The following is a 22576-nucleotide window of genomic DNA, read 5'->3' on the forward strand; positions in this document are numbered from 1 at the left end:
CGTCATGCCTCGTCCGCTTCGTTAATGTTCAGGTCGACCCAGAGGGTCTTGAGCTGCGTGTACTGGTCATGGGCGTGCAGCGAGTTGTCGCGTCCGCCGAAGCCCGACTGCTTGAAGCCGCCGAACGGGGTCGTGATGTCGCCTTCGCCGAATGCATTCACCGTCACCGTGCCTGCGCGAATCGCACGTGCCGCACGCATCGCGTGCTTTCCATTTCCGGCGAATACCGAGGCGGCAAGGCCATAGTCCGTGTCGTTCGCGATGTCGATCGCCTCCTGCATGCCGTCCACCGTGATGACGGACAGGATCGGGCCGAAGATTTCCTCGCGCGCGTGCTTCGCGTCGTTGTTCGCGACGTCGATGATGGTCGGGTGGACATAACGGCCTTCGCTCGTCTGCCCGCCGTAAAGCACGGTGTGGTCGCCGCCCAGATAGGACTGCACTTTCTCGTAATGCTGCGGCGACACCAGCGGCCCGATCCGGTTGGCCGGGTCGAGCGGATCGCCCACATGCCATTCGTCGGCCAGCTTCGTGATCTTGTCCAGCAGGGGCGCCTTGATGTCGCGATGAACGATCAGCCGCGAAATCGCCGAGCAGTTTTCGCCCATGTTCCAGAATGCGCCGTTGACGATGTGGCCCGCGACGGCATCGAGATCGGTCGCATCGGCCATCACGACGCACGGATTCTTCCCGCCCATCTCGAGCACGACCTCCTTGAGGTTGCTCTCGGCCGAGTACGACAGGAAGCGCCGGCCGGTGTCGGTGGACCCGGTGAAGGACACCATGTCGATGTCGCGATGCCGGCCGATCGGTTCGCCGACCGCCGGGCCCGTACCGGTCACGACGTTGAATACGCCGGGCGGAATGCCGGCCTCGAGCGCGAGTTCGGCGACCCGCATCGTCGTGAGCGAGGTTTCCTCGGCGGGCTTCACGACCAGCGTGCAGCCGGCCGCGAGCGACGGACCGATTTTCCACGCGAGCATCAGCAGCGGGAAATTCCAGGGCAGCACCAGGCCGGCGACGCCGACGGGTTCGCGCACGATCATCGAGATATGGCCGTCGGAGGCCGGCGACACCTGGTCGTAGATCTTGTCGATCGCTTCCGCATGCCAGCGCAGCACGTTGATCGTTTCCGGAATGTCGACCGTCTGACAGTCGTAGATCGTCTTGCCGCTGTCGAGGCTCTCCATCACCGACAGCTCGAGCGCATGCTGCTCGACGAGATCGGCCAGCCGGAGAATCGCCTGCTTGCGTGCGGCCGGATGCAGCTTCGACCAGCGGCCGTCGTCGAACGCGGCGCGGGCGGCGGCGACCGCGGCATCGACGTCTTCCTTCGCGCACGCCGGCACGTCGGCGAGATGCTCGCCCGTTGCCGGGTTGATCGTCGCGAACGTTTCGCCGGACGCCGACGCGCGCGCTTCGCCGTCGATCACGACGCGGCGCGGCAGGTTCAATTCACGAGCGATCCGTTGATACTCGCTCCTGGACAGCAACTCAGTCATATCAGTCTCTCATCGACACGGGGTTTCATGAGGAACCGAACCAGCCGCTCGGTTCGTGGTGCTAAAAATCAATCGATACGTCGACACCTTCGGGCGCCACGTACGACGCCATGTTTCTGCGCGCCAGGTAGACGTGCGCGCTGACGATCTCTCCGGCGGCCTGCGCGTCGCGGCGCTCGATGGCGTCGATGATCGCGTCGTGCTGCTGGACCGCTTCGACGAGTTCGGCTTCCATCTTCTCGTCGCGCGGTTGATAAAACGTCTTCGCGAGCCGCGCATGATCGATCAGCAGGCGGCACAGGCTCGGCAGCAGGTACGGGTTGTGGGCCATCTTGCCGATCGCGAGGTGAAACTCGTCGTTCTGCAGCACCCGCTCGTCCACCCCGCCGCCTTCCACCGCCGCGCGAAACCGCTCCTGGATACGCTTCAACCCGTCGATTTCCACCTGGGTCGCATGCATCGCGGCCAGCTTGGTCGTCGCCACGTAAATCAGCGGCGCCGCCAGGAAATAGTTGCGCAGCGAGTCGTAGTTCATCGACGCGACCCGCGCCGCGCGATTCGCCTCGAGCTCGATATAGCCTTCCGCCGCCATCTGCCGCATCAGCTCGCGTACCGGCGGACGGGACAGCCCGAACTCCTCGCCGAGCGCCACCTCGTCCAGCGTCGCCCCGGGCTGGAGCTCCATGCTGAGGATCCGGTGTCGAAGCGTCTGCGCCAGAACCGCCTTGCGATCCAGCGACGGCGACTGCGCATCGTCACGTTCCGTGTCCACGAGATTCGCCTTCATGTGCTCTCCTGTTGCATGCATCGTCTGTATACAAATTGTATTCGTCAAGACTTCAATGTGTCTAATACGGGAAACTGCTTATGCGGCGGGGCCTGGCAACAGCCTCAAGACCAGCCAGACGGGCGGCGACCAGCGTGCGACTTCCGCCCTCCCGAGGCCGCCCGGACAACGCTCCACGCACTCCCAGCCCGGATGTTAGAGGAACAAACCGCGTCGGACGCCCGATTCGGCCGGCACGAAATGGCTGGAGAGGAATCGGGCGTCCCATCGCGATCTGCCCCACCGCCGGAACGCACTGATCCATCGATTGCGGATTGCGGCGCGCGCCGCCTGCGGCGAACGCGAAGCATCCTCCGCACCTTGCCGGCTCGCATCACTTCATCGCGAACGAAATCCACCGCGGCAATATTCCGATCGTTGCCGCCGTGGCAATGGCCGCGCGGGCGCGCGTCACGCATAACCTAATGTAATGGCGGCCGGAAAATAAAGCGCATTGACGCTGTTTTAGTGCCCGCCAATACTCGGGCCACTGCGAAGGCACTCCGGGCATGGAGCGAGACATCGGAACGAGGCGCGACAGCGGCCCGTCATCGAAATCCGGCTTTCGCGAATGACTGCGTGCACGTCGAGCGTGCCACGCGCCCCAAGGAAGCGATGCCATGAACTCCGTAGCCAGCATGTTCGATCCCGCCCCCGAAGCACACGACCGATTCTCCAACCCCGGCACGTGGGACAGCACCGGAAGGACCTGGGCGAGCGGCGAACAGCAGGTGCTGACGTGCTGCCGCGTCGTCGACGAGACGCACGACGTCAAAAGCTTCGAGTTCCGCGTGGGCGACGGCTCGCCCGTTCGCTTCGAACCCGGTCAGTTCATAACGGTGTCGGCGCACGTCCACGGCCAGCCGGTCGAGCGCTGCTACACGATCTCGTCGCCGCCGACGCGCCCCTATCTGCTGTCCATCACGGTGAAGCGGGTCCCGGGCGGCGTCATGTCGAACTGGCTGCACGACACCATGAAGCCGGACAGCCAGCTGCTGGCGTACGGCCCGTCGGGCAGCTTCACGCCGACGGCAGCGCCCGCCGCCAAGCTGCTGTACCTGTCCGCCGGCTCGGGCGTGACACCGCTGATGTCGATGACGCGCGCGAGCATCGACCTCGGGCTCGACCTGGACATCGTGTTCGTCCACAGCGCGCGAACGCCCGCCGACATCGTGTTCCGCAAGGAACTGCGGCGGCTCGAAGCGCTGTCGCCGCGCCTGCGCACGTTCTTCGTCTGTGAAGGCGTCGGCGACGAGGCGCACTGGCCGGGACCGATCGGCCGGCTCAGCCTGCCGCTGCTTGCCGAACAGGTGCCCGACTACGCCGCGCGCGAAGCCTTCACTTGCGGCCCGGCCGGCTACATGAATGCGGTGCGCGACGTGCTGCGCAGCGGCGGTCACGATCCCGCGCGCTATCACCAGGAGAGCTTCGACATCGGCGCCGGCGTCGCGCCGGAACCGGCCGCACCTGCCGCACCCGCATCCGAAGCGTCGTCGGAGACCTTCACGATCAAGCTGTCGCGCTCGTCGAAGACGTTCACGATGCACGCCACCGACACCGTGCTGTCGGCGGCGAGAAAGGCCGGCCTCGCGATTCCGTCGTCCTGCAGCCAGGGCATCTGCGGCACCTGCAAGACCAAGGTACTCGACGGCACGGTCGACATGCGGCACAACGGCGGGATTCGCGACCGGGAAGTCCAGAAGGGCTTCCGTCTGCTCTGCTGCAGCCGCCCGACGTCGGACCTCGTACTCGAACTCTAGTCCGGCAGAAAACGCGCGCGCGGCACGGTCACGGGCCTTTCCACATGAGCCCGGATCACGCCGGCGCGCTTCACTCCACATTCCCTGCAAACGCACCATCAGAACAACCCCAGGAGGCACAGTATGGCGGGCGCTCAGCTCCTCGATGTAAGCAGTGCTATTGATCAGAATGACAAGGATGCAGTCTTGCGCGACGTACGCGCATACCGGTTGGCCCGGGTTCAGGAACAGCTGCTCGCGCAAAAGATCCCGGCGATCCTGCTGTACGACCCGGTCAACATTCGCTACGCGACCGATACGTCGAACATGCAGGTGTGGGCCGGGCGCAACCCGGCACGCTACGTGATGGTGTTCGCCACCGGGCACATCGTCGCGTGGGAATTCCACAGCAGCGAGCACGTGTGGGACGGCCTGGATCTCGACGTGGAACTGCGCGGTGCGGTCAGCTGGACCTACTTCAACGCCGGCCCCGATGCGGAGCAGCGCGCCGAGACGTGGGGCGCCGAGATCGTCGACGTGTTCCGCAAGCACGCGCCGGGCGAGCGCTTCCTGGCCGTCGATCGCCTCGACCCGTTCGGCACCGCGTACCTGGAGAAGCACGGACTCACGCTGACGGACGGCCAGGAACTGATGGAAACCGCCCGGCTCATCAAGTCGTCGGGCGAACTCGTGTTGATCGGCGAATCGCTGCGCACCGCCGAGAAAGGGATCGAGCGGATGCGGCGCGAACTGCGGCCGTGCCTGACCGAGAACGACATCTGGGCGAACCTGCATTACGAGAACATCCGCCATGGCGGCGAATGGATCGAGACGCGGCTGCTGGCCTCCGGCGACCGGACCAACCCGTGGATGCACGAATGTTCGTCGCGGGTGCTCGAGGCAGGCGACCTGCTCGCGTTCGACACCGACATGGTCGGGCCGAACGGTTACTGCTCGGACATCTCCCGTACCTGGCTCGTCGGCGGCGGCCGTCCGTCGGACGAGCAACGCAAGCTGTACGAATACGCGTATGCACAGGTCCATTTCAACATGGATCTGCTGCGGCCCGGCATGACGTTCCGCGAGTTCTCGGAAAAGGCGTGGAAGATCCCCGACCCGTTCGTGAAGAACCGCTACTGCTGCCTGGCGCACGGCATCGGGATGGTCGACGAGTATCCGTCGATCGCGCACCAGGTCGACTGGGACAGCGCGGGTTACGACGGCCGGTTCGAGGTCGGCATGACGGTCTGCGTCGAAAGCTACATCGGCGCGGAAGGCGGCAGCCAGGGCGTCAAGCTCGAACAGCAGGTCGTGCTGACCGAGCACGGCTGCGTGTCGCTGACCGACTGCGCGTTCGAAACCGACTGGCTGTAAATCCTCATGGCAGGCGCCGCCTTCCGGCTGGCAACGACATCGCGAGACACCATGTCAGGCAGTCTTGGCGTGGTTGATGTCGGTCCGGGGAAGCAATTCGCCATCGATCTGCATGGCAGCCTGAAGGCGGCGGCGTGACGCATCGCCGATAGCGACGCGCGACGCGGGCCGGACGGCAACAGCAGTGCACGCATGGCGGCCGGTGTCAAATCGGCCGCCATTTTTCGCTGTCCGGACCTGCACGTTTCTGCGTAGACTTTCGTATCATCAAGCCAAGTGACCGCGGGAGCAGAAACCAGCATGAGTGAACGCCCGAAGAACATCGCGGATTTCGTCCGGATAGCCGGCGATCTGTTTCAGTCGGACAAGCTTCCCCCCGCCGCGCGTGCATTCGCGCCGCAAGTATTCGCACGGCTGCAGACCCCGTCGGACAACGGAACGCGGCTCGCGGTGCGATACCCCGCATGCGAATGGCTCGACGCGGCGCTCGAGTCGGTCGCGCGCGTCGACCCGACGTTCGCCAGCGTCGCGCGGCTGATCAAGTCGCTCGAGCCCGTGGTCGGCTGGTCGCGCCGCACCTCGGGAAAGGACGGCAGTCCGAACTACATCGACGGGCACGTGAACGGGATGATCTGCGGGCCCGGCGGCGCGGAAAGCCGCGGCGACATTCAGCTCGGCTTCTCGCTGATGATGCCCGGGGTCCGATATCCGGATCATGGTCACGCACCGGAGGAAGCATACGTGCTCATGACCGCCGGGGAATTCCGCCAGCAAAACGGCGAATGGTTCGATCCCGGCATCGGCGGCGGCATCCACAACCCGCGCGGCGCGCTGCATGCGATGCGCTCCGGCGACGCGCCGTTCCTCGCGATCTGGTGCCTGCTGAATTGATCTGACGATCGACGCGACAGGCCGGCGGGGCCGCCTGCGGTCAGTGGTCAGCGGTCAGCAGCCGGCCATTGGCCTACCGGTCGGTCGGGATGGATACAGACTGCCGTTGAATGACGCGCGTGCGTTTCGAGGTCGGCCGGATCGTGCCCGGCGTGCGCGGATGCGATTCAACGACAGGACCGCCGACGGAAGAAGGAAGCCGGCCATGGGAACCCGCAAAGGAAGCCGGTTATGGGAAATCCATGCGATGCCGCGGCGTGCAGGTCGGCTCACACGGTAGCGCCGCACCGCGAAAGCAGCAGTCCGGGCATCTCGTCAACATCCGTCCGGCCGACGCGATACGACCCGCACGTGGATAAAACACAACAGTGCAACGGAACAGGCGCTCAAGGCACTCGCCTCCTCGAAAGCGCCGTCGTTATCGGGCATACTCTATTCGCGTTCCGCGAACGGTCGTTCTATTTTCAACGCAAACCCTCGCGCGAGCCACTAAACACACACATGATTCTGGTACCTTGACGCACCGGCCCGCGCGCATCGCGATGGCCATCACCCATCTTTCACACTTATGACACTACAGATTGGGATTCCTCTGGAGACAGCCACCGGCGAACGGCGCGTTGCGACCGTGCCCGAGGTGGTCGAGAAACTGATCAAGCTGGGGTTTTCGGTGGCCGTCCAAAGCGGCGCCGGTGCCGGCGCGAATTTTGACGACGATGCGTACCGCGCGGCCGGTGCGAGCATCGCCGCCACGGCGGCCGAGCTCTGGTCCGGGAGCGACATCATGTTCAAGGTGCGCCCGCCGAGTGCCGACGAAGTCGCGCTGATGCGCGAGGGCGGCACGCTGATCGGCTTCGTGTGGCCGGCGCAGAACCCCGAACTGATGCAGCAGCTGGCCGCCAGGCGCGCCACGGTGCTGGCGATCGATTCGCTGCCGCGCACGCTGTCGCGCGCGCAGAAGATGGACGCGCTCACGTCGATGGCCGGCATCAGCGGCTACCGGGCGGTGATCGAGGCCGCCCACGCGTTCGGCCGCTTCCTGAACGGCCAGGTCACGGCGGCCGGCAAGATCCCGCCGGCCAAGGTCTTCATCGCCGGCGCCGGTGTGGCCGGTCTGGCCGCGATCGGCACGGCCGCGAGCCTCGGCGCGATCGTGCGCGCGAACGACACGCGCGCCGAGGTGGCCGATCAGGTCAAGTCGCTGGGCGGCGAGTTCGTCAAGGTCGACTACGAAGAGGAAGGCTCGGGCGGCGGCGGTTACGCGAAGGTGATGAGCGAAGGCTTCCAGCAGGCGCAACGCGCGATGTATGCGCAGCAGGCGAAGGACGCCGACATCATCATCACCACCGCGCTGATCCCCGGCAAGCCGGCGCCGAAGCTGATCACCGCCGAGATGGTGCGGTCGATGAAGCCCGGCAGCGTGATCGTCGACATGGCCGCCGAACAGGGCGGCAACTGCGAACTCACGGTGCCCGGCGAGGCGGTCGTGCGCCACGGCGTGACCATCGTCGGCTACACCGATCTCGCGTCGCGCCTGTCGCGGCAGTCGTCCACGCTGTACGGGACCAACCTGCTGCGCGTGGTCGAGGAGCTGTGCAAGACCAAGGACGGCAAGATCAACGTCGACTTCGACGACGACGCGATCCGCGGCCTTACCGTCATCAAGGAAGGCACCGTCACGTGGCCGGCGCCACCGATCAAGCAGGCGGCCGTCGCGCCCAAGCCCCCGGCGGCCGCGCCCGCAGTGGCCGCGCCCGCGAAGTCCAAAGGTCACGGCCACAGCGGTGAGCCGATGTCGGCCAAGTCGCTCGCGATCGTGTTCGCGATCGGCGCGCTGGCGTTCCTGCTGGTCGGCCAGTTCGCGCCGTCGAGCTTCCTGTCGCACTTCACGGTGTTCGTGCTTGCGTGCTTCGTCGGCTACATGGTGATCTGGAACGTCACGCCGTCGCTGCACACGCCGCTGATGAGCGTGACCAACGCGATCTCGTCGATTATCGCGATCGGCGCGCTCGTGCAAATCGCGCCGCCGCTGGGCGAGCTGGCCAACGCCGGCGATCGTCCGTCCGGGCTGATCCTCGGTCTCGCGGTGGGCGCGCTCACGCTCACGGCCGTCAACATGTTCGGCGGCTTCGCGGTCACGCGGCGCATGCTGGCGATGTTCCGCAAATAAGGGGACAACAATAATGACTTCCAACCTGACTACCGTCTCCTATATCGGCGCCGCGATCCTGTTCATCCTCAGCCTCGGCGGGCTGGCCAATCCTGAAACCGCGCGCCGCGGCAACCTGCTCGGCATGATCGGCATGCTGATCGCCGTGCTGGCCACCGTGGCCGGCCCGCGCGTGTCGGCCGCGGGCATTCCGTACGTGATCGCCGCGCTGGTCGTCGGCGGTGCCGTCGGCCTGTACGCCGCGAAGAAGGTGCAGATGACGCAGATGCCGGAACTGGTCGCGCTGATGCACAGCCTGGTCGGCTTCGCGGCCTGCCTGGTGGGCTTCGCGAGTTACATCGACACGTCGCTGCAGCTCACCGGCGCCGAGAAGGCCATCCACGAAGTGGAAATCTACGTCGGCATCCTGATCGGCGCGATCACCTTCGCGGGCTCGGTGATCGCGTTCGGCAAGCTGTCGGGCAAGATCGGCGGCAAGCCGCTGCTGCTGCCGGCGCGGCACTGGCTGAACCTGGCCGCGCTGCTGATCGTGATCTACTACGGCCGCGCGTTCCTGCATGCGGAAAGCATCCAGGACGGCATGCTGCCGCTCGCCGTGATGACCGTGATCTCGCTGCTGTTCGGCGTGCACATGGTGATGGCGATCGGCGGCGCGGACATGCCGGTCGTGGTGTCGATGCTCAACAGCTACTCGGGGTGGGCGGCGGCAGCCACCGGCTTCATGCTCGGCAACGACCTGCTGATCGTGATCGGCGCGCTGGTCGGCTCGTCCGGTGCGATCCTGTCGTACATCATGTGCCGCGCGATGAACCGCAACTTCATCAGCGTGATCGCCGGCGGCTTCGGCAGCGGCGCGGGCACATCGGCGGCAGCGAGCGGCGGCGCGCAGCCGGCCGGCGAGGCCGTGGCGGTGAGTGCGCTGGAAACGGCCGAGCTGCTGCGCGAAGCGAAGCGCGTGATCATCGTACCCGGCTATGGGATGGCCGTTGCACAGGCCCAGCACACGGTGTTCGAACTGACGAAGCTGCTGCGCGAAAAAGGTGTCGACGTGCGTTTCGCGATTCACCCGGTCGCGGGCCGCATGCCGGGGCACATGAACGTGCTGCTGGCCGAAGCGAAGGTGCCGTACGACATCGTGCTGGAGATGGACGAGATCAACGGCGACTTCCCCGAGGCCGACGTGTCGATGGTGATCGGCGCGAACGACATCGTGAACCCGGCGGCGCAGGACGACCCGTCGAGCCCGATCGCCGGCATGCCGGTGCTGGAGGTGTGGAAGGCGAAGACGTCGATCGTGATGAAGCGCAGCATGGCGTCCGGCTATGCGGGCGTCGACAATCCGCTGTTCTACAAGGACAACAACCGCATGTTGTTCGGCGACGCGAAGTCGATGCTCAATGAAATCTTCGGCGCACTGAAAGCCTGAGTGCGGCCGCGCGCATGGAGCGGGCAGCCCGCCCGTTTCAGCCGCGCGCGGCCCCGATCACCCGTCGGCCCGTCACGCAGCAGTGCGCGACGGGCCGACGCACATCCGCGGTACCGGAACGACCGGGAGCCGTCCATGGGATCGCACCAAGGATCCCGGTTATGGGAGCGCGCTTGAAAAATCCGCGCTACGCGCGCCGCCGGTAAGTCCCCGGCGTACTCCCCGTCCAGTGGCGGAACGCGCGATGAAACGCGCTCGGATCGTCGAAGCCGATATCGGCGCCGATCGCCGCGATCGTGTCGAGCGTGTCGGTGAGCCGCTGGATCGCGATGTCGCGCCGCAGTTCGTCCTTGAGCGCCTGGAACGTCGTGCCTTCGGCCGCCAGGTGGCGGCTCAGCGTGCGCACCGAGCAATGCAGATGCTCGGCCGCCTCGTCGATCACCGGCAGGTCGGGCAATGCCGCCGACAGGTATTGCCGCACGCGATGGCACACGAGCTGTTCGCTGAACGATTCGAAGATCCAGTCGCCGGGCGCGCGCGCGAGGAACTTGCGCAGGTTGCGCTTGCTCTGCCGGATCGGCACGTCGAGGTAGTCCGCGCTGAAACGCATCAGCGTGCGTTCGCGGTCGAACTGCACGGAGCCGGAGAAGAAGTACAGGTGCTCGACCGCATGACGCGGCCGCGGGCACGCGAACTCGATCTGCAGCAGCGGAATCTTCTGCCCGATCAGCCAGGAGCACACGCCGTGCACGAGCTTGAGCATCAGCTCCTGGCCGAGCGCGCCGATCGGGCCGACGGCCGGGTTCGGCCGCAACAGCACCTGGGCGACGAGACCGTCGCGCTTCGATTCAACGAAGAAGTCGTCGAGCAGGATATGGAAGAACTGGCCGAAACGATGCAGTGCCGTTTCGAGGTTGCGCGCATCGAGCAGGCTCAGGCACAGGTACTTCAGCGTACCGCCGCGCAGCGGGCGCGAGAAGATGCCCGGCATCTCGTCGTCGAGGTCGATCGCGAGCGTGCGATACAGCGTCGAGAACTGCTCTTCCGTCACGCGCGCATGCGGCTCGCCGAGCAGCTCGAGCGGGATGCCGGCGCCGCGCAGGTAGCGCTCGACCACGTCGCGCTGCGCGCCCGCGCTGGCGAGGAAACCGTTGACGAGCGAGATCGGCACCGTCGCGCTCGGTGAAGGCAGCGCATGCCCGGGCCGGGCGGAAGGTGAGTCTGAACCGGTCATCGCGTCCCCGTCGGTCGAACCGCTCGCATTGTACTTGAGCGGCCCATACCGGGCCTTCGGGGCCTTCGGGGCCTTCGGGGCCTTCGGCACGCCGGCACGCGCGCCGCCGGGCGCGCGGCGCGTCGGCACCATCAATCGGCGCGGCTGAGTTCCCGGCGCAGGATCTTGCCGACCGTCGACTTCGGCAGCCGGTCGACCAGGCGGATCAGCTTCGGCACCTTGTAGCCCGCGAGGTTCGCACGGCAATGCGCGACGAGCGCCGCTTCGGTCACGGCCGCGTCCGGCACGAGCACCACGAACAGCTTGACGGCCTCGCCGGTGCGCTCGTCCGGCACGCCGATGCACGCGCATTCGGCGACGCCCAGCAGCGCGGTCGCAACCGCTTCCACCTCGTTCGGGTACACGTTGAAGCCCGACACGATGATCATGTCCTTCTTGCGGTCGACGATCTTCAGGAAACCGGCCGCGTCGAACACGCCGATGTCGCCGGTGCGGAAGTAGCCGTCCGCGGTGAACGCGGCCGCGTTCGCCTCCGGCTTCTGCCAGTAGCCGCCCATCACCTGCGGCCCCCGCACGCAGATCTCGCCCGCCTCGCCAATCGCCACCTCGCGATCCTGGTCGTCCAGCAGCTTCACGTCGGTCGACGGCAGCGGCAGGCCCGTCGTGCCCGTGAACGCGTCGATCGACTGCGGGTTGAACGTGACCACCGGCGATGTTTCCGACAGCCCGTACCCTTCGCGGATGAAGTTGCCCGTCACCGCCTTCCAGCGCGCGGAGATCACGTCGATCACCGCCGCGCCGCCGCCGGCCGACAGCTTCAGCCGCGACCAGTCGACTTCCTTCAGCCGCGGATGGCCGGCGAGCCCCGCATACAGCGTATTGACGCCGACGAACACCGACGGCCGCGCGGCCTTCAGCACGTCGATGAAGCCGTCCATGTCGCGCGGATTCGCGACGAGCCAGTTCTCCGCGCCGATCGCGAAGTAGGACAGGAAGTTCACCGTCAGCGCGAAGATGTGATACAGCGGGATCGCCGTGACGACGACCTCTTCGCCCGGCCGCCGCGCGGCCGCCACGATCGCGCCGAACTGCTCGATGTTCGCGACCAGGTTGCGGTGCGACAGCGCGGCGCCCTTCGACAGCCCGGTCGTGCCGCCCGTGTACTGCAGCAGCAGCAGATCGCCGCCTTCGAGCGCGGCCGGCTCGAAGGCGAGCGATTCGCCCGCGGCGAGGGCGTCCGCGAGCGCGATCGAGCCGGGCGGCAGCGCGTCGCACGCGCCGGCCGGCGCATCGACGACGCCGAGATCGCCGCGGCCCACGCTCAGCACGGTCCGCATGCGCGTCTTGCCGACCACGTCGGCGAACGTTCCCATCGACCCGCCGCACACCACGGCCACTTCGACGCCCGCGTCGTTGAGCTGATGCTCGAGCTCATGCGCGGTGTAGAACGGGTTCACGTTGACCTGGATCGCGCCGAGCCGCGCGACCGCGACGGTCACCACCGGAAACGCGAGCACGTTCGGCAGCATCACGGCCACGCGGTCGCCCTTGCGCACGCCCGCGACCTGCTGCAGGTACGCGGCCAGCGCGCTCGACAGGCGATCGACGTCGGCATAGGTGAGCGTGCGGCCGAACGTGCGGAACGCGGGACGCTCGGCGAAGCGGCGCATTGCATCGTCCAGCAGCGCGGTTACGGAAGGATGGCGATCGGCATCGATCTCGGCGGGGATCGAGCCGTACGAGCCGATCCAGTGTCTCTTCGTCATGTCCTGCTCCTCGGGGGACGGCACCGGGCAGCGCCGTTCGCACGGCGGCCCGCGCGCCGGATGGGCGCAGGCCGCCGCCTGACCGGCGACTATCGCCCGCCAGACCGGCTTTGAAAATGATCCGGACGGTCGAAAAGATGATCGAAACGGACACGCTGGCGCGCGGCGGGCCGCCTGTCGCCGCTTCCGCCCGTGCATCGGTTCACCGTGCCGGGCCATGCACGCCCGTGCGCATCAGGGTGAACCCTATGGCGCCTCCGCGCGTTCCGGCGCAGAATCGCGCACCGGAACGATATCAAATCGGACGCAGAACCCGCCATGCCGCGCAGTGCGCTCTTGAAACCGACGGCCACCGGCACCGCCTCGCTGCCGGACGCCCTGCCCGCCCACGCGTTGCGCGAAAAGCGCTTCTCGCCGGCCAAGCTGGCCGTGCTCGTCGGCGTCGCCCAGGAACTCGGCCTCGACCCGGCCGCCGTGCTCGACGGCACCGGCCTGTCGCCGGATGCCGTCGCCGATCCGTTCACGCTCACGTCGCCGCTGCAGTTCCTGGGCGCCGCGCGCAATGCGGTCGGCCGCTACGACGGCACCGATCTCGGCGTGCGCGTCGGCCGCCGGCTGCATGCGTCGAGCTACGGGATGTACGGCTACGCGATGCTGTGCTCGGAATCGCTCGCGCATGCGTTCGATTCGGCCGTCAAATATCACCAGCTCGCGAACGGCATGCTCGCGATCCGCTGGGTCGAACAGGGCGACACCGCGTCGTGGCTGTTCCCGGATCCGCACGAAGCCGCGCTGCCCGAGCCGGACCTGCCGCTGTACCGCTTCCTGATCGACATGCAGTTCGCGCTGCACGTGACGATCATCAAGGACGTGATGGGCGCGTGGTGCGTGCCGGCCCGCGCGCAGTTCGCGCAGCCTCGGCCGGCGCACGCGGCGCAGCTCGCCGACGCGCTCGAATGCCCGATCGCGTTCGACCAGCCGCACCACGTGTTGAGCTACCCGGCCGCGTGGCTCGCGCGCGCGCCGCAGCTCGCGAACCCGATCACCGCCGCGCAGGTGTCGTCGCACTGCGCGCGCCTGCTCGACGAATTGCGCAGCCAGGCCGGCGTCACGCGGCGCGTGTACCAGGAACTCACGCGCACGCCCGGGCAGTTCCCGGACATCGACGCGATCGCCGACACGCTGTGCATGACGTCCCGCACGCTGCGCCGCAAGCTCGACGCCGAAGGCACGTCGTACAGCGAGCTGCTGACGAGCGTGCGCAAGGCGCTCGCGATCGATTACCTGAGCACCACGACGCTCAGCACCGAGGACATCGCGCTGACGCTCGGCTTCAGCGATGCGGTCGGGTTCCGCCACGCGTTCAAGCGCTGGACCGGCACGACCCCCAGCGACGTGCGGCGCAAGCGCGGCGGGTAAGCGGCGGGTAAGCGGCGGGTAAGCGGCAGATCAGCGCGCGCAAGCAGTGCGCCGCCGGGTTCAGCGCGGTTCGCCGGGTGCCGGATGCGCGAGCGGCAGCGCAAACTCGAACACCGCGCCGCGCCCGGCCCGATCGACGAGCCGGATGCCGCTGCCGTTGAGCACCAGCATCCGGTGCACGATCAGCAGCCCGAGCCCGCCGCTCGTCGCCGTGCCGCCGCTCATCGGCCGCTGCGGCCGCTGGAACAGCCCTGCGCGCCGCGCAGGCGGAATCCCTTCCCCGGTATCCGACACGGTCACCACCACGCGATCGTCCCGCGGCGTCAGCGCGACTTCGACTTCGCCGTGCTGCGGCGTGTGCCGCAATGCGTTGTCGAGCAGGTTGGTCAGCACGCGCTCGATCATCGCGAGATCGGCCGACACGACCGGCACGCGCGGCGGAATCCGCGCATGCAGTGCGATGCCGCGCGACTGCGCGGCCAGCTCGAACTTCTGGAATACGTCCTGCACGAGATCGACGAGCGAGAACGGCTCGCGCTCGGCCTGCACGCTGCCCGACTCGAGCCGCGCGAGTTCGAACAGCGCCTGCGCGAGCCGGCCGACCTTCGTGCTCTGCGCGAGCGCGATCGACAGGTAGCGGCGGCGCTCGGACTCGGCGAGCGTGTCGGACTTCAGCGACAGCGTTTCCAGATAGCCGTGCAGCGAGGTCAGCGGCGTGCGCAGGTCGTGCGAGATGTTCGTGATCAGTTCGCGCCGCTGCTGGTCCTGGCGCGTCAGCGCGCGCCACTGTTCGCCGATCCGGTCGGCCATCTGCGCGAACGCGGATTCGAGCACCGCGATGTCGTCGCCGCGCCGCCCCGGCGGTGATTGCGGCACCGGCGGCTGCGTGTCGGGCGTACCGTTCGCGTCGAAGCGGCGCATCGCGTCGGTCAGCCGGCGCAGCGGGCGCGTGATGAAGCTGAACGCGGTCAGGCCCGCGAGCAGGCCGAGCAGCGCGACCACCGCCATCGACCACAGCGTCGTGCGCAGCACGTTGCCGGCATCGACGCGCGCGGCCAGCCGGTCGTGCGCCTCGCCGAGCAGCACCACGTAGATGTAGCCCGACAGCGGCTGCCCGGCGCGCTGCAGCGGCGCGGCGCTGAACACCTTGCGCGCGTCGGGGCTGCGCGGGTCGTCGCCGACGATCGGCAGCGGCTCGCCCGCGATGAAGCGCTGCACCGGCGCGAGATCGACGCGGTCGCGCTTCACATGGCCGGGCGGCGCGTCGTCGCCCTTGATACGCCCCGCGTTGTCGAGCAGGTACACCTCGACGCTCGGGTTCACGCCCATCAACTGGCCGAACAGCGTGCGCACGGCGTCCGGACGCAGCCCGTTCGCGTCCATCAGCGGCGTGCTGCTCGCGATGTGCGCGGCGAGATCGCGCGACAGGCCCTGCACGACCTCCTTCTCGCGCATGTCGTTCGCCCGGATCTGCAGCCATGCCGACGCGCCCGAGCACGCGAGCAGCAGCACCGCGAACACGCACGACAGCCGCTGGGTGAGGGTCAGTTTCATCAGGTGTCCCGCTGGTCCGGTGCGGCGAGCTTGTAGCCGCGCCCCCACACGGTGAGGATCCGCGCGGGTTCGGCCGGATCGGCCTCGATCTTCGCGCGCAGCCGGTTGATGTGGGTGTTCACCGTGTGTTCGTAGCCTTCGTGCTGGTAGCCCCATACGGCGTTCAGCAGGTCCATCCGCGAGAACACCTTGCCCGGATGCCGCGCGAAGAAGTACAGCAGGTCGAACTCGCGCGGCGTGAGGTCGATGCGCGTGCCGTCGACGGCAGCTTCCCGCGCGATCGGGTCGATCGACAGCCCGGCGACGTCGAGCGTGCCCGCGTCGATCCGCGAATCGCGTGCAAGCGCGTCGACGCGCCGCAGCAGCGCCTTCACCCGCGCGACGAGTTCGAGCACCGAGAACGGTTTCGCCAGGTAGTCGTCGGCGCCGAGCTCGAGGCCGAGGATCCGGTGCACCTCGCTCGAACGTGCGCTGGTGATGATGATCGGCGTGTAGCGCGCCATCGCGCGTGCGCGCCGGCAGATTTCCAGGCCGTCGACGCCGGGCAGCATCAGGTCGAGGATCAGCGCGTCCCAGTTGCCCTGTTCGAGCAGGCGCAGGCCTTCGGTGCCATCCGCGCTGTGCACGACTTCGTAGCGTTCGTCGCGCAGGTGCAGGCTCAGCACGTCGGCGATGTCGGCGTCGTCTTCGACGATCAGGATGCGTTTGGGGTGGTCCATGGCGGTCGGCGGCGGCACGTCGGCGGCGCTCTTCGGTCTCGAACGGCGTTTCTGGCCGGCCAGGGTCCGGAAAGCCGGCCTGCCCGGGGCGAATCGCGGCGCAACGCCGCGCTGTCGCCATTGTGCAAAATTTTGCCGGTGGCAGGGGTCACAATTCGTTTAAGTTTGAATCGTGGCTGTGCTGTCAGCCAATGCCCGTAAGGCTTTCCGCCGCGGCCCCTAAAACGAAACGTCCCTTACCCCAGTCCGAACACTAAAAAAACACTAAAAAGCGGACGTGATACGTTCCAAGCGATGATACAAGCCCGCGCGTCCCGATGATAAGCCGTGCTGCCTGCCGTGTCGTCAATCCCAGTCGTTCCGCCGCACGCCATGGTTTGGCCTTACCGTCCGGCACGTCCTGAATGACCTTGAACCTGTCCAGCTCGCGCATCGCCCGTGGTCCGCTCCGTTTCAGCCAGGTGGTGCGTGCGATGTGGGGTAGTTAGAAAGCGGTGCCCGTTCCCAACCCTGCTGCTCGCACGACGGGGTCACGCATGCTGATTGAAGCGACGGAAACGGTTCGTGAGTGCGAGTTCACGGATAGCGAAACCTGACAGTCGCGATCGCAGTAGCACGAATGGAAGAAAAGCGTCTCAAGGGGCTACACGAACACTGACGCCTGAATGTCGGCTAAGGCCGACGACTTGTCCTCGAGTGATGGTACGAAATGACCGCTCCGCTCAGATACTTGCCCTTGCACTCCGACTGCTCGACCGGCAGCAGCGGGTCGCGAAGCGCCGTTCGCACGGTTCCGCAACGGCCACTCGATCTTGCGCGGGGTTGTTTGCAGACATCGTCAAACGCCACGATAACGAGATATCTTTCGCGCTTATCATGTTCATACCCCTATGGATATCTACGCCGAAAAACATGCGTCTTTGCTTTTCGGCCCTGTCAAGCTTTACAGGGTGTATCCACGGTATCCGACGCCTATATTGCTTTGGCAGGTGCGCGACCGACGCGCTCGACTGCATCCTTCAAATCCATAAAAAATGGAGATTGCCATGGCAAACGTACCTCTCACCGGCACCTATACCTCGTCGGACAAGAATTTCACATTCAAAATCACGTCCGCCGATCCATCCAATGGTGTCATCGCTGGCGTCTATACCACCAACTATAGCCCGATCGGCGCGTTCACTTCCGAAGGCAACGTCGGACACTATGGCTGGGTGTTCAGCAAGGCCCAAGGCAAGGACGGCGTCGCGCCATTCAACATTAGCTTCGGCGGCAGCCAGCGCCCCGACCAACGTCCCTACAACATTGTCGATAGCTGGAACGGCGCCTATTTGACCAACAACACAATCGTTGCCGAAGGTACGCGTTCCTTCGTCAATAGCGATGGCGTGGTCGAAGTCGGCAGCCTGGGCACGTTGAAATTCGCACTCGGCTAAGCTGATTTGTCATGACGTTGGCGGCGGCAAGTCATCGCTGCCGCATCAATGGACCACAACATTAACAGGCCGTTGAAATGCCTCCGGCGGACGTCATCCGAGCGGGAGGGGTAAACGTTGAAACAAGGAATCAAACAACACTGAGAGTGAAGCGATGGTAAGCGCTGGATTGAGCACACGGAATGGAGAATCATTTGCAACTGACGGGCGAGCGTAGCCGCATCGCGATGGTCGGGACGACCGACGATGTCCACGTCTGGGTTTCGGCAGTGCGCGCCGACGTGGTGGTCGACGCGCGCTCGGTGCGTCAGTTCACGCTTGCCTCGGCTTGCCGCTTCGCGTGGTTGAACGGCAGCAGGTCGCTGATGTCCGCGCCTGCGGCAATTCGGTCAGCGCGTGCAACAACCAGGCGTGCGGTTCGACGCCGCAGGCGCGGCATGTAAGCATCAAGCTGTAGACCACCGCGCTCGCCTTCGCGCCGGCGACCGTGTCGCTGAACAACCACGATTTTCTCGCGGTGGCAAACGGCCTGATGTCGCGCTCGATGACGTTGTTGTCTATGGGCAGACGGCTGTCGTCGACGTAGCGGATCAGATACTGCCATTGCCGACGAGCAGGCGCCATCGCCTGCCCGCATCACCGCATGAATCCGGCGAGACCGGAAGACACGCGCCGTTAGACGACATGCATGCCGCTCACGCGGTTGCCGTCCAGCCTGAGCAGCATGCCGGCCGGCGTGTCCCGGCTCGCAAGAAGATCGTCCGCCGATCCGGCCTCTGACTGACCATTCAGCATGCGTGGCAGACAGGGGCGTGCGCGTTGCACGCCGGCACATCGAACGATTCGACAGCAACCCGTGAAATCGGGACGGCGCCCCCATCGCCTGCCGGTGTGAGTCCTGTCGGGCGACAAGCGGACTCAGGTTTTCGTCACCTGGGTTTTCGCGAGATAGGTGTACGGCCCGTTCGGACTCTTTTCGGCAATGTAGGCCGCACACCACCCGGCCCCCCACGGCTGCTTCGTATTGAAATTGTGGCCGTTCTCGTTATCCCAGCTCCACGCCTTCGCATCGGTCGGATTGGATGGAAAGCTGCCCGAATACAGGCAGACGCGCCCTTGCTGGGCTCGAAACGGCGCATTCGTGGACCACTTGATCCAGCAGGTTCCCTGGTATTCATACAACGACAGCTCCCAGGTGTAGGTACCGACACCGGTCACCGGCGCCACTTCCGCTTGGACGTTGCTCATGAATATTCCCCATAAAGTCCGTATTTCATGACCGATCGAACATGGTCACCGTTTTTATAGTGGTTCCTGGACTCCACTCGACGATCGACGAGATGCGCTCCGGCTCACTCAACTCAACAGCCGCTCGACTTCCTCGATGAGTGCATGACGACGCCGCGCGTCGTGTTCGTAAGCACGCTCGGCTGCCGCGATGTCCGCCCCGCAGTGCGGGCACCGCGACTCGTGCTGATGGACGTAGCTGTTACAGGCGCGGCAGACGACCAGCCTCGGCGGCACTCTCCCGACCTCCGGCGCACGCTTGCCCTTGTGTTTCCACGCGAGTTCGACGGTTTGTCCCGAGCGGGAAATGCTCGATACGGGTGTGCCGTCCGAAATGCGTTCGGTGACCAGGTCGAAGCGACCCACCGCGAACGACGTGGGCGCCGCGTCCTCGATCTTCTCGATGCGCTCGCGCAGCCCCTGCTTCTTCAGTTCGAGCACGCGGTAGTGGCAATAAGGATTGTTGCCCGGCTTGCCGAGCAGCGAATGCGAGGTCCACGTGCAGCCGCCACGACACACATCGGCGTAGTAACACGTGCGACAGAAGCCCCACAGGTCGTCCACCGAGCGCAGCCGGCCGAAATGGATCGCCTCGCTCGTGCGCCAGATCTCCTCCAGCGACAGATCCCGAACGTTGCCGCCGGCGAAACCGACCGTCGCGAGCGACGGGCACCCCTTGACGGTGCCGTCCGCTTCGAGCGCGATGACGGTCTGCCCGGCCGCGCATCCGGTCCAGTGCACCCGCTCGTCGCCGAAGCCGCGCCACAGATGCTCGTGCGGCCCGAAGTAGCCGATGTTGTTGCCGACATTCATCAGCAGGCCGCGCTCCAGCCCCCGCTTGTAGAGATCGGCGAGCAGCGGCATCAGCGTCTCGAGCTGGTACGGCTGCAGGAGCAATTCGTCGTGATCGACCGCGTTGCCCATCGCGACCGTCAACTGAATCTGCCAGTGTGTCGCCCCGATCTCGATGATCGTATCCATCAACGCCGGGAGATCGCGCATCGTCGCCGAGCCGATCTGCGTGTTCACACTGACCGCGAGACCGTGCGCACGGGCACGCTTCAGCGTATCCACGGCCCGGTCGAACGATCCCGGGACATTGCGCACCTTGTCGTGCAGCGGCGCCAGGCCGTCCAGCGATACGCCCAGCCCATTGAGGCCCGCTTCGACGGCCTGCGCGAGCCGGGCAGGGGTCAGATTGCGGCCACCCGTCTGCACCGCGCAGTACATCCCGTGCGACCGGATTGCCTTGATGAGTTGCGCCCAGTCCTTGCGCAGGTAAGCCTCACCTCCGATCATCGACACTTCCCGCGTACCGAGCCTCGCCAGCGCATCGATCACTTCGAGACACTCGCCGGTCGACAGTTCGTTGGTGCGTCGGTGGCCCGCACGCGATCCGCAGTGCAGGCACTTCAAGTCGCAAGCCAGCGTGATTTCCCACACGACGTGAACCGGGACGAACCGTTCGTAGTCCTGTTCGCTCAGGAAGCGAACCGGGCGCACTTGATTCTCGTCCATTTCGATGTCCTCGAATATCGTCCATCCCGCACCAGCCACTCACCGACCGGTCGGCGGCGGCCGCCGCAAACCGCGGCAGGCACCGCCGCCTCGCGCGTGCTCAGCGCCCGGCTTCCAGCCGGGCAATCTCTGCGTTCAGGCCGGCAAGGGCCTCCTCGATACGGCCTGCGTCGGCGAGCTGTTGTTCGGCCTGGCGGGCGAGCGCCTTCATTCGGCCGAGATCGCCCGATTGCCTCGCCTGCTGCAGGCCGACGCCATACAGCGGCGTGACCGGATGCCGGGGTTCGAACGGTTGCAGCGCACCGGCCACCGTCATGATCGCGTGATCCACTTCATGCCAGCGCTCCCCTTCGAAGAACCGGTAGCTGGCCACGCCCGACTTCCAGTCCGCCTCGACGATGCCCTGCAGCCGGAACGTTTCGGCCAGGCCGCTGGTCGGCCCGGAAGGGTTGCCCAGCAGGCTGAGGACGAGTTGCGTCTTGCCGCCGGGCGTCAGCACGATCTGGCTGAATTGGCCCCATACCTGCGCACTGAATTCGAGCGGCGGCCAGGTCGTCTGGGTGATGCGCGCCACGCCGCTGACCTTCTTGGCCGGCGCGTTGACCAGTAGCGCCAGCGTGAGGACAGGTGCGCCGATAGCCGGCGTTGCGACGCGGAAATTCACGGGAAAAAGAGCGACGGACATGGGATGGCTCCTGTAACGAATAAGGATCGGGGCGACCGGGCCGGTTTCAGTTCCCGGCTTCCAGGCGCGCGATTTCAGTCTTCAGCGCAGCCAGCGCGGCAGCAATTTCGTCACGGCTTTGCAACTGATGCTTCGCCGCGGCCGCGACCGTCTTCATGTGCGCGAGATCGCCGGAGGCCGTCGCTTGCTGAATGGGCGCACCGTATAGAGGCCGCGGCCCGCCGTGCGGCTCGACGATCACCGGGCCGGGCTCGAGGGGGATGAATTCCCGATCGATCCTTGCCGGCACATTCTCGAAGGCATGCCAGCTGCCGTTGTCGAAATAGCTGTACGACGCAACGCCGCTTTGCCAGTCGCTTTCGAGCACGAGATGCAGCCGGAACGTCACGATCGAATTCGAGTTCGGGCCGCCGTCGTTGCCCTGCAGCGTCACCAGGATGCGCGTGTTGACCGGCGGCATCAGCGCCATATAGGTGTAGTTGCCCCAGACGTCGGCATGGAAGTCGACCGGCGGATTCACCGCCTGCCCGATCGTTGCGGTGCCAACCACACTGCCCTCGGGCGCATCCACGAGCAATGCGAGCCTGAGCGTCGGTGCGCCCGGCATTCCGGTGCCGATGACGTAGCCCGCCGGGAACAGCCCGGTACGTGTGTTCTCTGACATTTGGTCCTCCTGGGTGGTAAACGAAACGACGATGCGTGCGACGGCAGCTCAGGCCCGCTCGCGCCTCACGATCTCCTGCTTGAGCTTGCCGACCGCGGCAGCCAGGTCCTCGTGCTGCTTCAGAACCTCTTCGGCCTGGCTGAGCAAAGCCTTCATCCTTGACACATCGCCTTCCGATATGGCCTGGTGGATCGCTACGCCGTAAGGCGGAATGACATGGCCGGTTTCCCTGTTCATAAACGTTCTCGCTAAAAAGGTCGTCGTGCCGATTCGCGGAATCTCCGCGAACACGAGATCAAGCAACCGATGTGCCAATCGTGGATCGACAAGCCTGTGTCCGTGCGCGGTGCTGCCGCTCGACAATCC

At 66.1% G+C, this 22576-nt stretch carries 18 protein-coding genes and 2 pseudogenes; 7 read left to right on the forward strand and 13 right to left on the reverse strand.

Annotated elements, in window-relative coordinates:
• Positions 1–2: 2 nt before the first annotated feature.
• Together DIE21_RS18450 and DIE21_RS18455 are read right to left on the reverse strand one after the other, a co-directional pair.
• The gene (locus DIE21_RS18450) at positions 3–1502 is read right to left on the reverse strand and encodes an aldehyde dehydrogenase family protein (RefSeq protein WP_124499057.1); all 1500 of its coding nucleotides are present in this window, start codon (positions 1500–1502) and stop codon (positions 3–5) included.
• 61 nt (positions 1503–1563) lie between these two features.
• The gene (locus DIE21_RS18455; protein WP_124499151.1) at positions 1564–2289 is read right to left on the reverse strand and encodes a GntR family transcriptional regulator; all 726 of its coding nucleotides are present in this window, start codon (positions 2287–2289) and stop codon (positions 1564–1566) included.
• 659 nt (positions 2290–2948) lie between these two features.
• Between DIE21_RS18455 and DIE21_RS18460 the strand changes: the two genes are divergently transcribed.
• The 5 genes from DIE21_RS18460 to pntB all read left to right on the forward strand — a co-directional run bounded on the left by DIE21_RS18460 (position 2949) and on the right by pntB (position 9928).
• Positions 2949–4088 carry a hybrid-cluster NAD(P)-dependent oxidoreductase gene (locus DIE21_RS18460; protein ID WP_124499058.1) on the forward strand — a complete coding sequence of 380 codons (1140 nt, stop codon included), beginning with the start codon at positions 2949–2951 and terminating at the stop codon, positions 4086–4088.
• Between the two features lie 123 nt (positions 4089–4211).
• Positions 4212–5441 (forward strand): Xaa-Pro peptidase family protein, encoded by a 1230-nt coding sequence (locus DIE21_RS18465; protein ID WP_124499059.1) that lies wholly within the window; start codon positions 4212–4214, stop codon positions 5439–5441.
• Positions 5442–5741: 300 nt separating this feature from the next.
• Positions 5742–6332 (forward strand): dimethylsulfonioproprionate lyase family protein, encoded by a 591-nt coding sequence (locus DIE21_RS18470; RefSeq protein WP_124499060.1) that lies wholly within the window; start codon positions 5742–5744, stop codon positions 6330–6332.
• A gap of 568 nt (positions 6333–6900) precedes the next feature.
• Positions 6901–8502 (forward strand): Re/Si-specific NAD(P)(+) transhydrogenase subunit alpha, encoded by a 1602-nt coding sequence (locus DIE21_RS18475; RefSeq protein ID WP_124499061.1) that lies wholly within the window; start codon positions 6901–6903, stop codon positions 8500–8502.
• Positions 8503–8515: 13 nt separating this feature from the next.
• Positions 8516–9928, forward strand: a complete 1413-nt coding sequence (pntB, locus tag DIE21_RS18480; RefSeq protein ID WP_124499062.1) for a Re/Si-specific NAD(P)(+) transhydrogenase subunit beta — start codon at positions 8516–8518, stop codon at positions 9926–9928.
• Positions 9929–10115: 187 nt separating this feature from the next.
• Here the strand turns inward: pntB and DIE21_RS18485 are convergent, their stop codons facing one another.
• Both DIE21_RS18485 and DIE21_RS18490 read right to left on the reverse strand, forming a co-directional pair.
• Complete coding sequence (locus DIE21_RS18485; RefSeq protein ID WP_185642799.1) at positions 10116–11294, reverse strand: AraC family transcriptional regulator; 1179 nt, start codon at positions 11292–11294, stop codon at positions 10116–10118.
• Positions 11294–12928 (reverse strand): AMP-binding protein, encoded by a 1635-nt coding sequence (locus DIE21_RS18490; protein ID WP_124499063.1) that lies wholly within the window; start codon positions 12926–12928, stop codon positions 11294–11296. Before DIE21_RS18490 ends, DIE21_RS18485 begins: the two co-directional genes overlap by 1 nt.
• 318 nt (positions 12929–13246) lie before the next feature.
• Between DIE21_RS18490 and DIE21_RS18495 the strand changes: the two genes are divergently transcribed.
• On the forward strand, positions 13247–14347 hold the full coding sequence (locus DIE21_RS18495; RefSeq protein ID WP_124499064.1) for an AraC family transcriptional regulator: 1101 nt from the start codon (positions 13247–13249) through the stop codon (positions 14345–14347).
• Positions 14348–14407: 60 nt separating this feature from the next.
• Here DIE21_RS18495 and DIE21_RS18500 read toward each other — a convergent pair whose 3' ends face one another.
• The 3 genes and pseudogenes from DIE21_RS18500 to DIE21_RS38295 all read right to left on the reverse strand — a co-directional run.
• Entirely contained in the window at positions 14408–15901 is a 1494-nt protein-coding gene (locus DIE21_RS18500) for a HAMP domain-containing sensor histidine kinase (protein ID WP_124499065.1), read from the reverse strand.
• Positions 15901–16620, reverse strand: a complete 720-nt coding sequence (locus DIE21_RS18505) for a response regulator transcription factor (RefSeq protein ID WP_124499066.1) — start codon at positions 16618–16620, stop codon at positions 15901–15903. The genes DIE21_RS18500 and DIE21_RS18505 overlap by 1 nt, the downstream gene beginning before the upstream one ends.
• A 295-nt stretch (positions 16621–16915) precedes the next feature.
• A pseudogene (locus tag DIE21_RS38295) lies at positions 16916–17081 on the reverse strand (ISNCY family transposase); the annotation flags it as partial.
• Between the two features lie 585 nt (positions 17082–17666).
• Here DIE21_RS38295 and DIE21_RS18515 point away from each other — a divergent pair.
• A complete protein-coding gene (locus DIE21_RS18515) occupies positions 17667–18056 on the forward strand; it encodes a hypothetical protein (RefSeq protein WP_124499068.1) in 390 nt (129 codons plus the stop codon).
• 307 nt (positions 18057–18363) lie between these two features.
• Here DIE21_RS18515 and DIE21_RS18520 read toward each other — a convergent pair.
• The 6 genes and pseudogenes from DIE21_RS18520 to DIE21_RS18545 form a co-directional block, all read right to left on the reverse strand.
• Positions 18364–18668 (reverse strand): annotated as a pseudogene (locus DIE21_RS18520) (transposase); the annotation flags it as partial.
• Between the two features lie 306 nt (positions 18669–18974).
• On the reverse strand, positions 18975–19304 hold the full coding sequence (locus DIE21_RS18525; RefSeq protein WP_124499069.1) for a hypothetical protein: 330 nt from the start codon (positions 19302–19304) through the stop codon (positions 18975–18977).
• Between the two features lie 108 nt (positions 19305–19412).
• Positions 19413–20861 (reverse strand): GDL motif peptide-associated radical SAM/SPASM maturase, encoded by a 1449-nt coding sequence (locus DIE21_RS18530; protein ID WP_124499070.1) that lies wholly within the window; start codon positions 20859–20861, stop codon positions 19413–19415.
• Between the two features lie 100 nt (positions 20862–20961).
• Complete coding sequence (locus tag DIE21_RS18535) at positions 20962–21546, reverse strand: DUF1842 domain-containing protein (protein WP_124499071.1); 585 nt, start codon at positions 21544–21546, stop codon at positions 20962–20964.
• 46 nt (positions 21547–21592) lie between these two features.
• Entirely contained in the window at positions 21593–22210 is a 618-nt protein-coding gene (locus tag DIE21_RS18540) for a DUF1842 domain-containing protein (RefSeq protein ID WP_124499072.1), read from the reverse strand.
• A gap of 48 nt (positions 22211–22258) precedes the next feature.
• Positions 22259–22447 (reverse strand): DUF1843 domain-containing protein, encoded by a 189-nt coding sequence (locus DIE21_RS18545; protein WP_124499073.1) that lies wholly within the window; start codon positions 22445–22447, stop codon positions 22259–22261.
• Positions 22448–22576: the final 129 nt, after the last annotated feature.

This window comes from Burkholderia sp. Bp9140, from assembly GCF_003853425.1.
Taxonomy (GTDB): domain Bacteria; phylum Pseudomonadota; class Gammaproteobacteria; order Burkholderiales; family Burkholderiaceae; genus Burkholderia.

Bases quoted from the DNA above. Each gene is read 5' to 3' on its own strand.
- DIE21_RS18450 (WP_124499057.1), bottom strand. From the start codon at position 1,502: ATGACTGAGTTGCTGTCCAGGAGCGAGTATCAACGGATCGCTCGTGAA.
- DIE21_RS18455 (WP_124499151.1), bottom strand. From the start codon at position 2,289: ATGAAGGCGAATCTCGTGGACACGGAACGTGACGATGCGCAGTCGCCG.
- DIE21_RS18460 (WP_124499058.1), top strand. From the start codon at position 2,949: ATGAACTCCGTAGCCAGCATGTTCGATCCCGCCCCCGAAGCACACGAC.
- DIE21_RS18465 (WP_124499059.1), top strand. From the start codon at position 4,212: ATGGCGGGCGCTCAGCTCCTCGATGTAAGCAGTGCTATTGATCAGAAT.
- DIE21_RS18470 (WP_124499060.1), top strand. From the start codon at position 5,742: ATGAGTGAACGCCCGAAGAACATCGCGGATTTCGTCCGGATAGCCGGC.
- DIE21_RS18475 (WP_124499061.1), top strand. From the start codon at position 6,901: ATGACACTACAGATTGGGATTCCTCTGGAGACAGCCACCGGCGAACGG.
- pntB (WP_124499062.1), top strand. From the start codon at position 8,516: ATGACTTCCAACCTGACTACCGTCTCCTATATCGGCGCCGCGATCCTG.
- DIE21_RS18485 (WP_185642799.1), bottom strand. From the start codon at position 11,294: ATGGTGCCGACGCGCCGCGCGCCCGGCGGCGCGCGTGCCGGCGTGCCG.
- DIE21_RS18490 (WP_124499063.1), bottom strand. From the start codon at position 12,928: ATGACGAAGAGACACTGGATCGGCTCGTACGGCTCGATCCCCGCCGAG.
- DIE21_RS18495 (WP_124499064.1), top strand. From the start codon at position 13,247: ATGCCGCGCAGTGCGCTCTTGAAACCGACGGCCACCGGCACCGCCTCG.
- DIE21_RS18500 (WP_124499065.1), bottom strand. From the start codon at position 15,901: ATGAAACTGACCCTCACCCAGCGGCTGTCGTGCGTGTTCGCGGTGCTG.
- DIE21_RS18505 (WP_124499066.1), bottom strand. From the start codon at position 16,620: ATGGACCACCCCAAACGCATCCTGATCGTCGAAGACGACGCCGACATC.
- DIE21_RS18515 (WP_124499068.1), top strand. From the start codon at position 17,667: ATGGCAAACGTACCTCTCACCGGCACCTATACCTCGTCGGACAAGAAT.
- DIE21_RS18525 (WP_124499069.1), bottom strand. From the start codon at position 19,304: ATGAGCAACGTCCAAGCGGAAGTGGCGCCGGTGACCGGTGTCGGTACC.
- DIE21_RS18530 (WP_124499070.1), bottom strand. From the start codon at position 20,861: ATGGACGAGAATCAAGTGCGCCCGGTTCGCTTCCTGAGCGAACAGGAC.
- DIE21_RS18535 (WP_124499071.1), bottom strand. From the start codon at position 21,546: ATGTCCGTCGCTCTTTTTCCCGTGAATTTCCGCGTCGCAACGCCGGCT.
- DIE21_RS18540 (WP_124499072.1), bottom strand. From the start codon at position 22,210: ATGTCAGAGAACACACGTACCGGGCTGTTCCCGGCGGGCTACGTCATC.
- DIE21_RS18545 (WP_124499073.1), bottom strand. From the start codon at position 22,447: ATGAACAGGGAAACCGGCCATGTCATTCCGCCTTACGGCGTAGCGATC.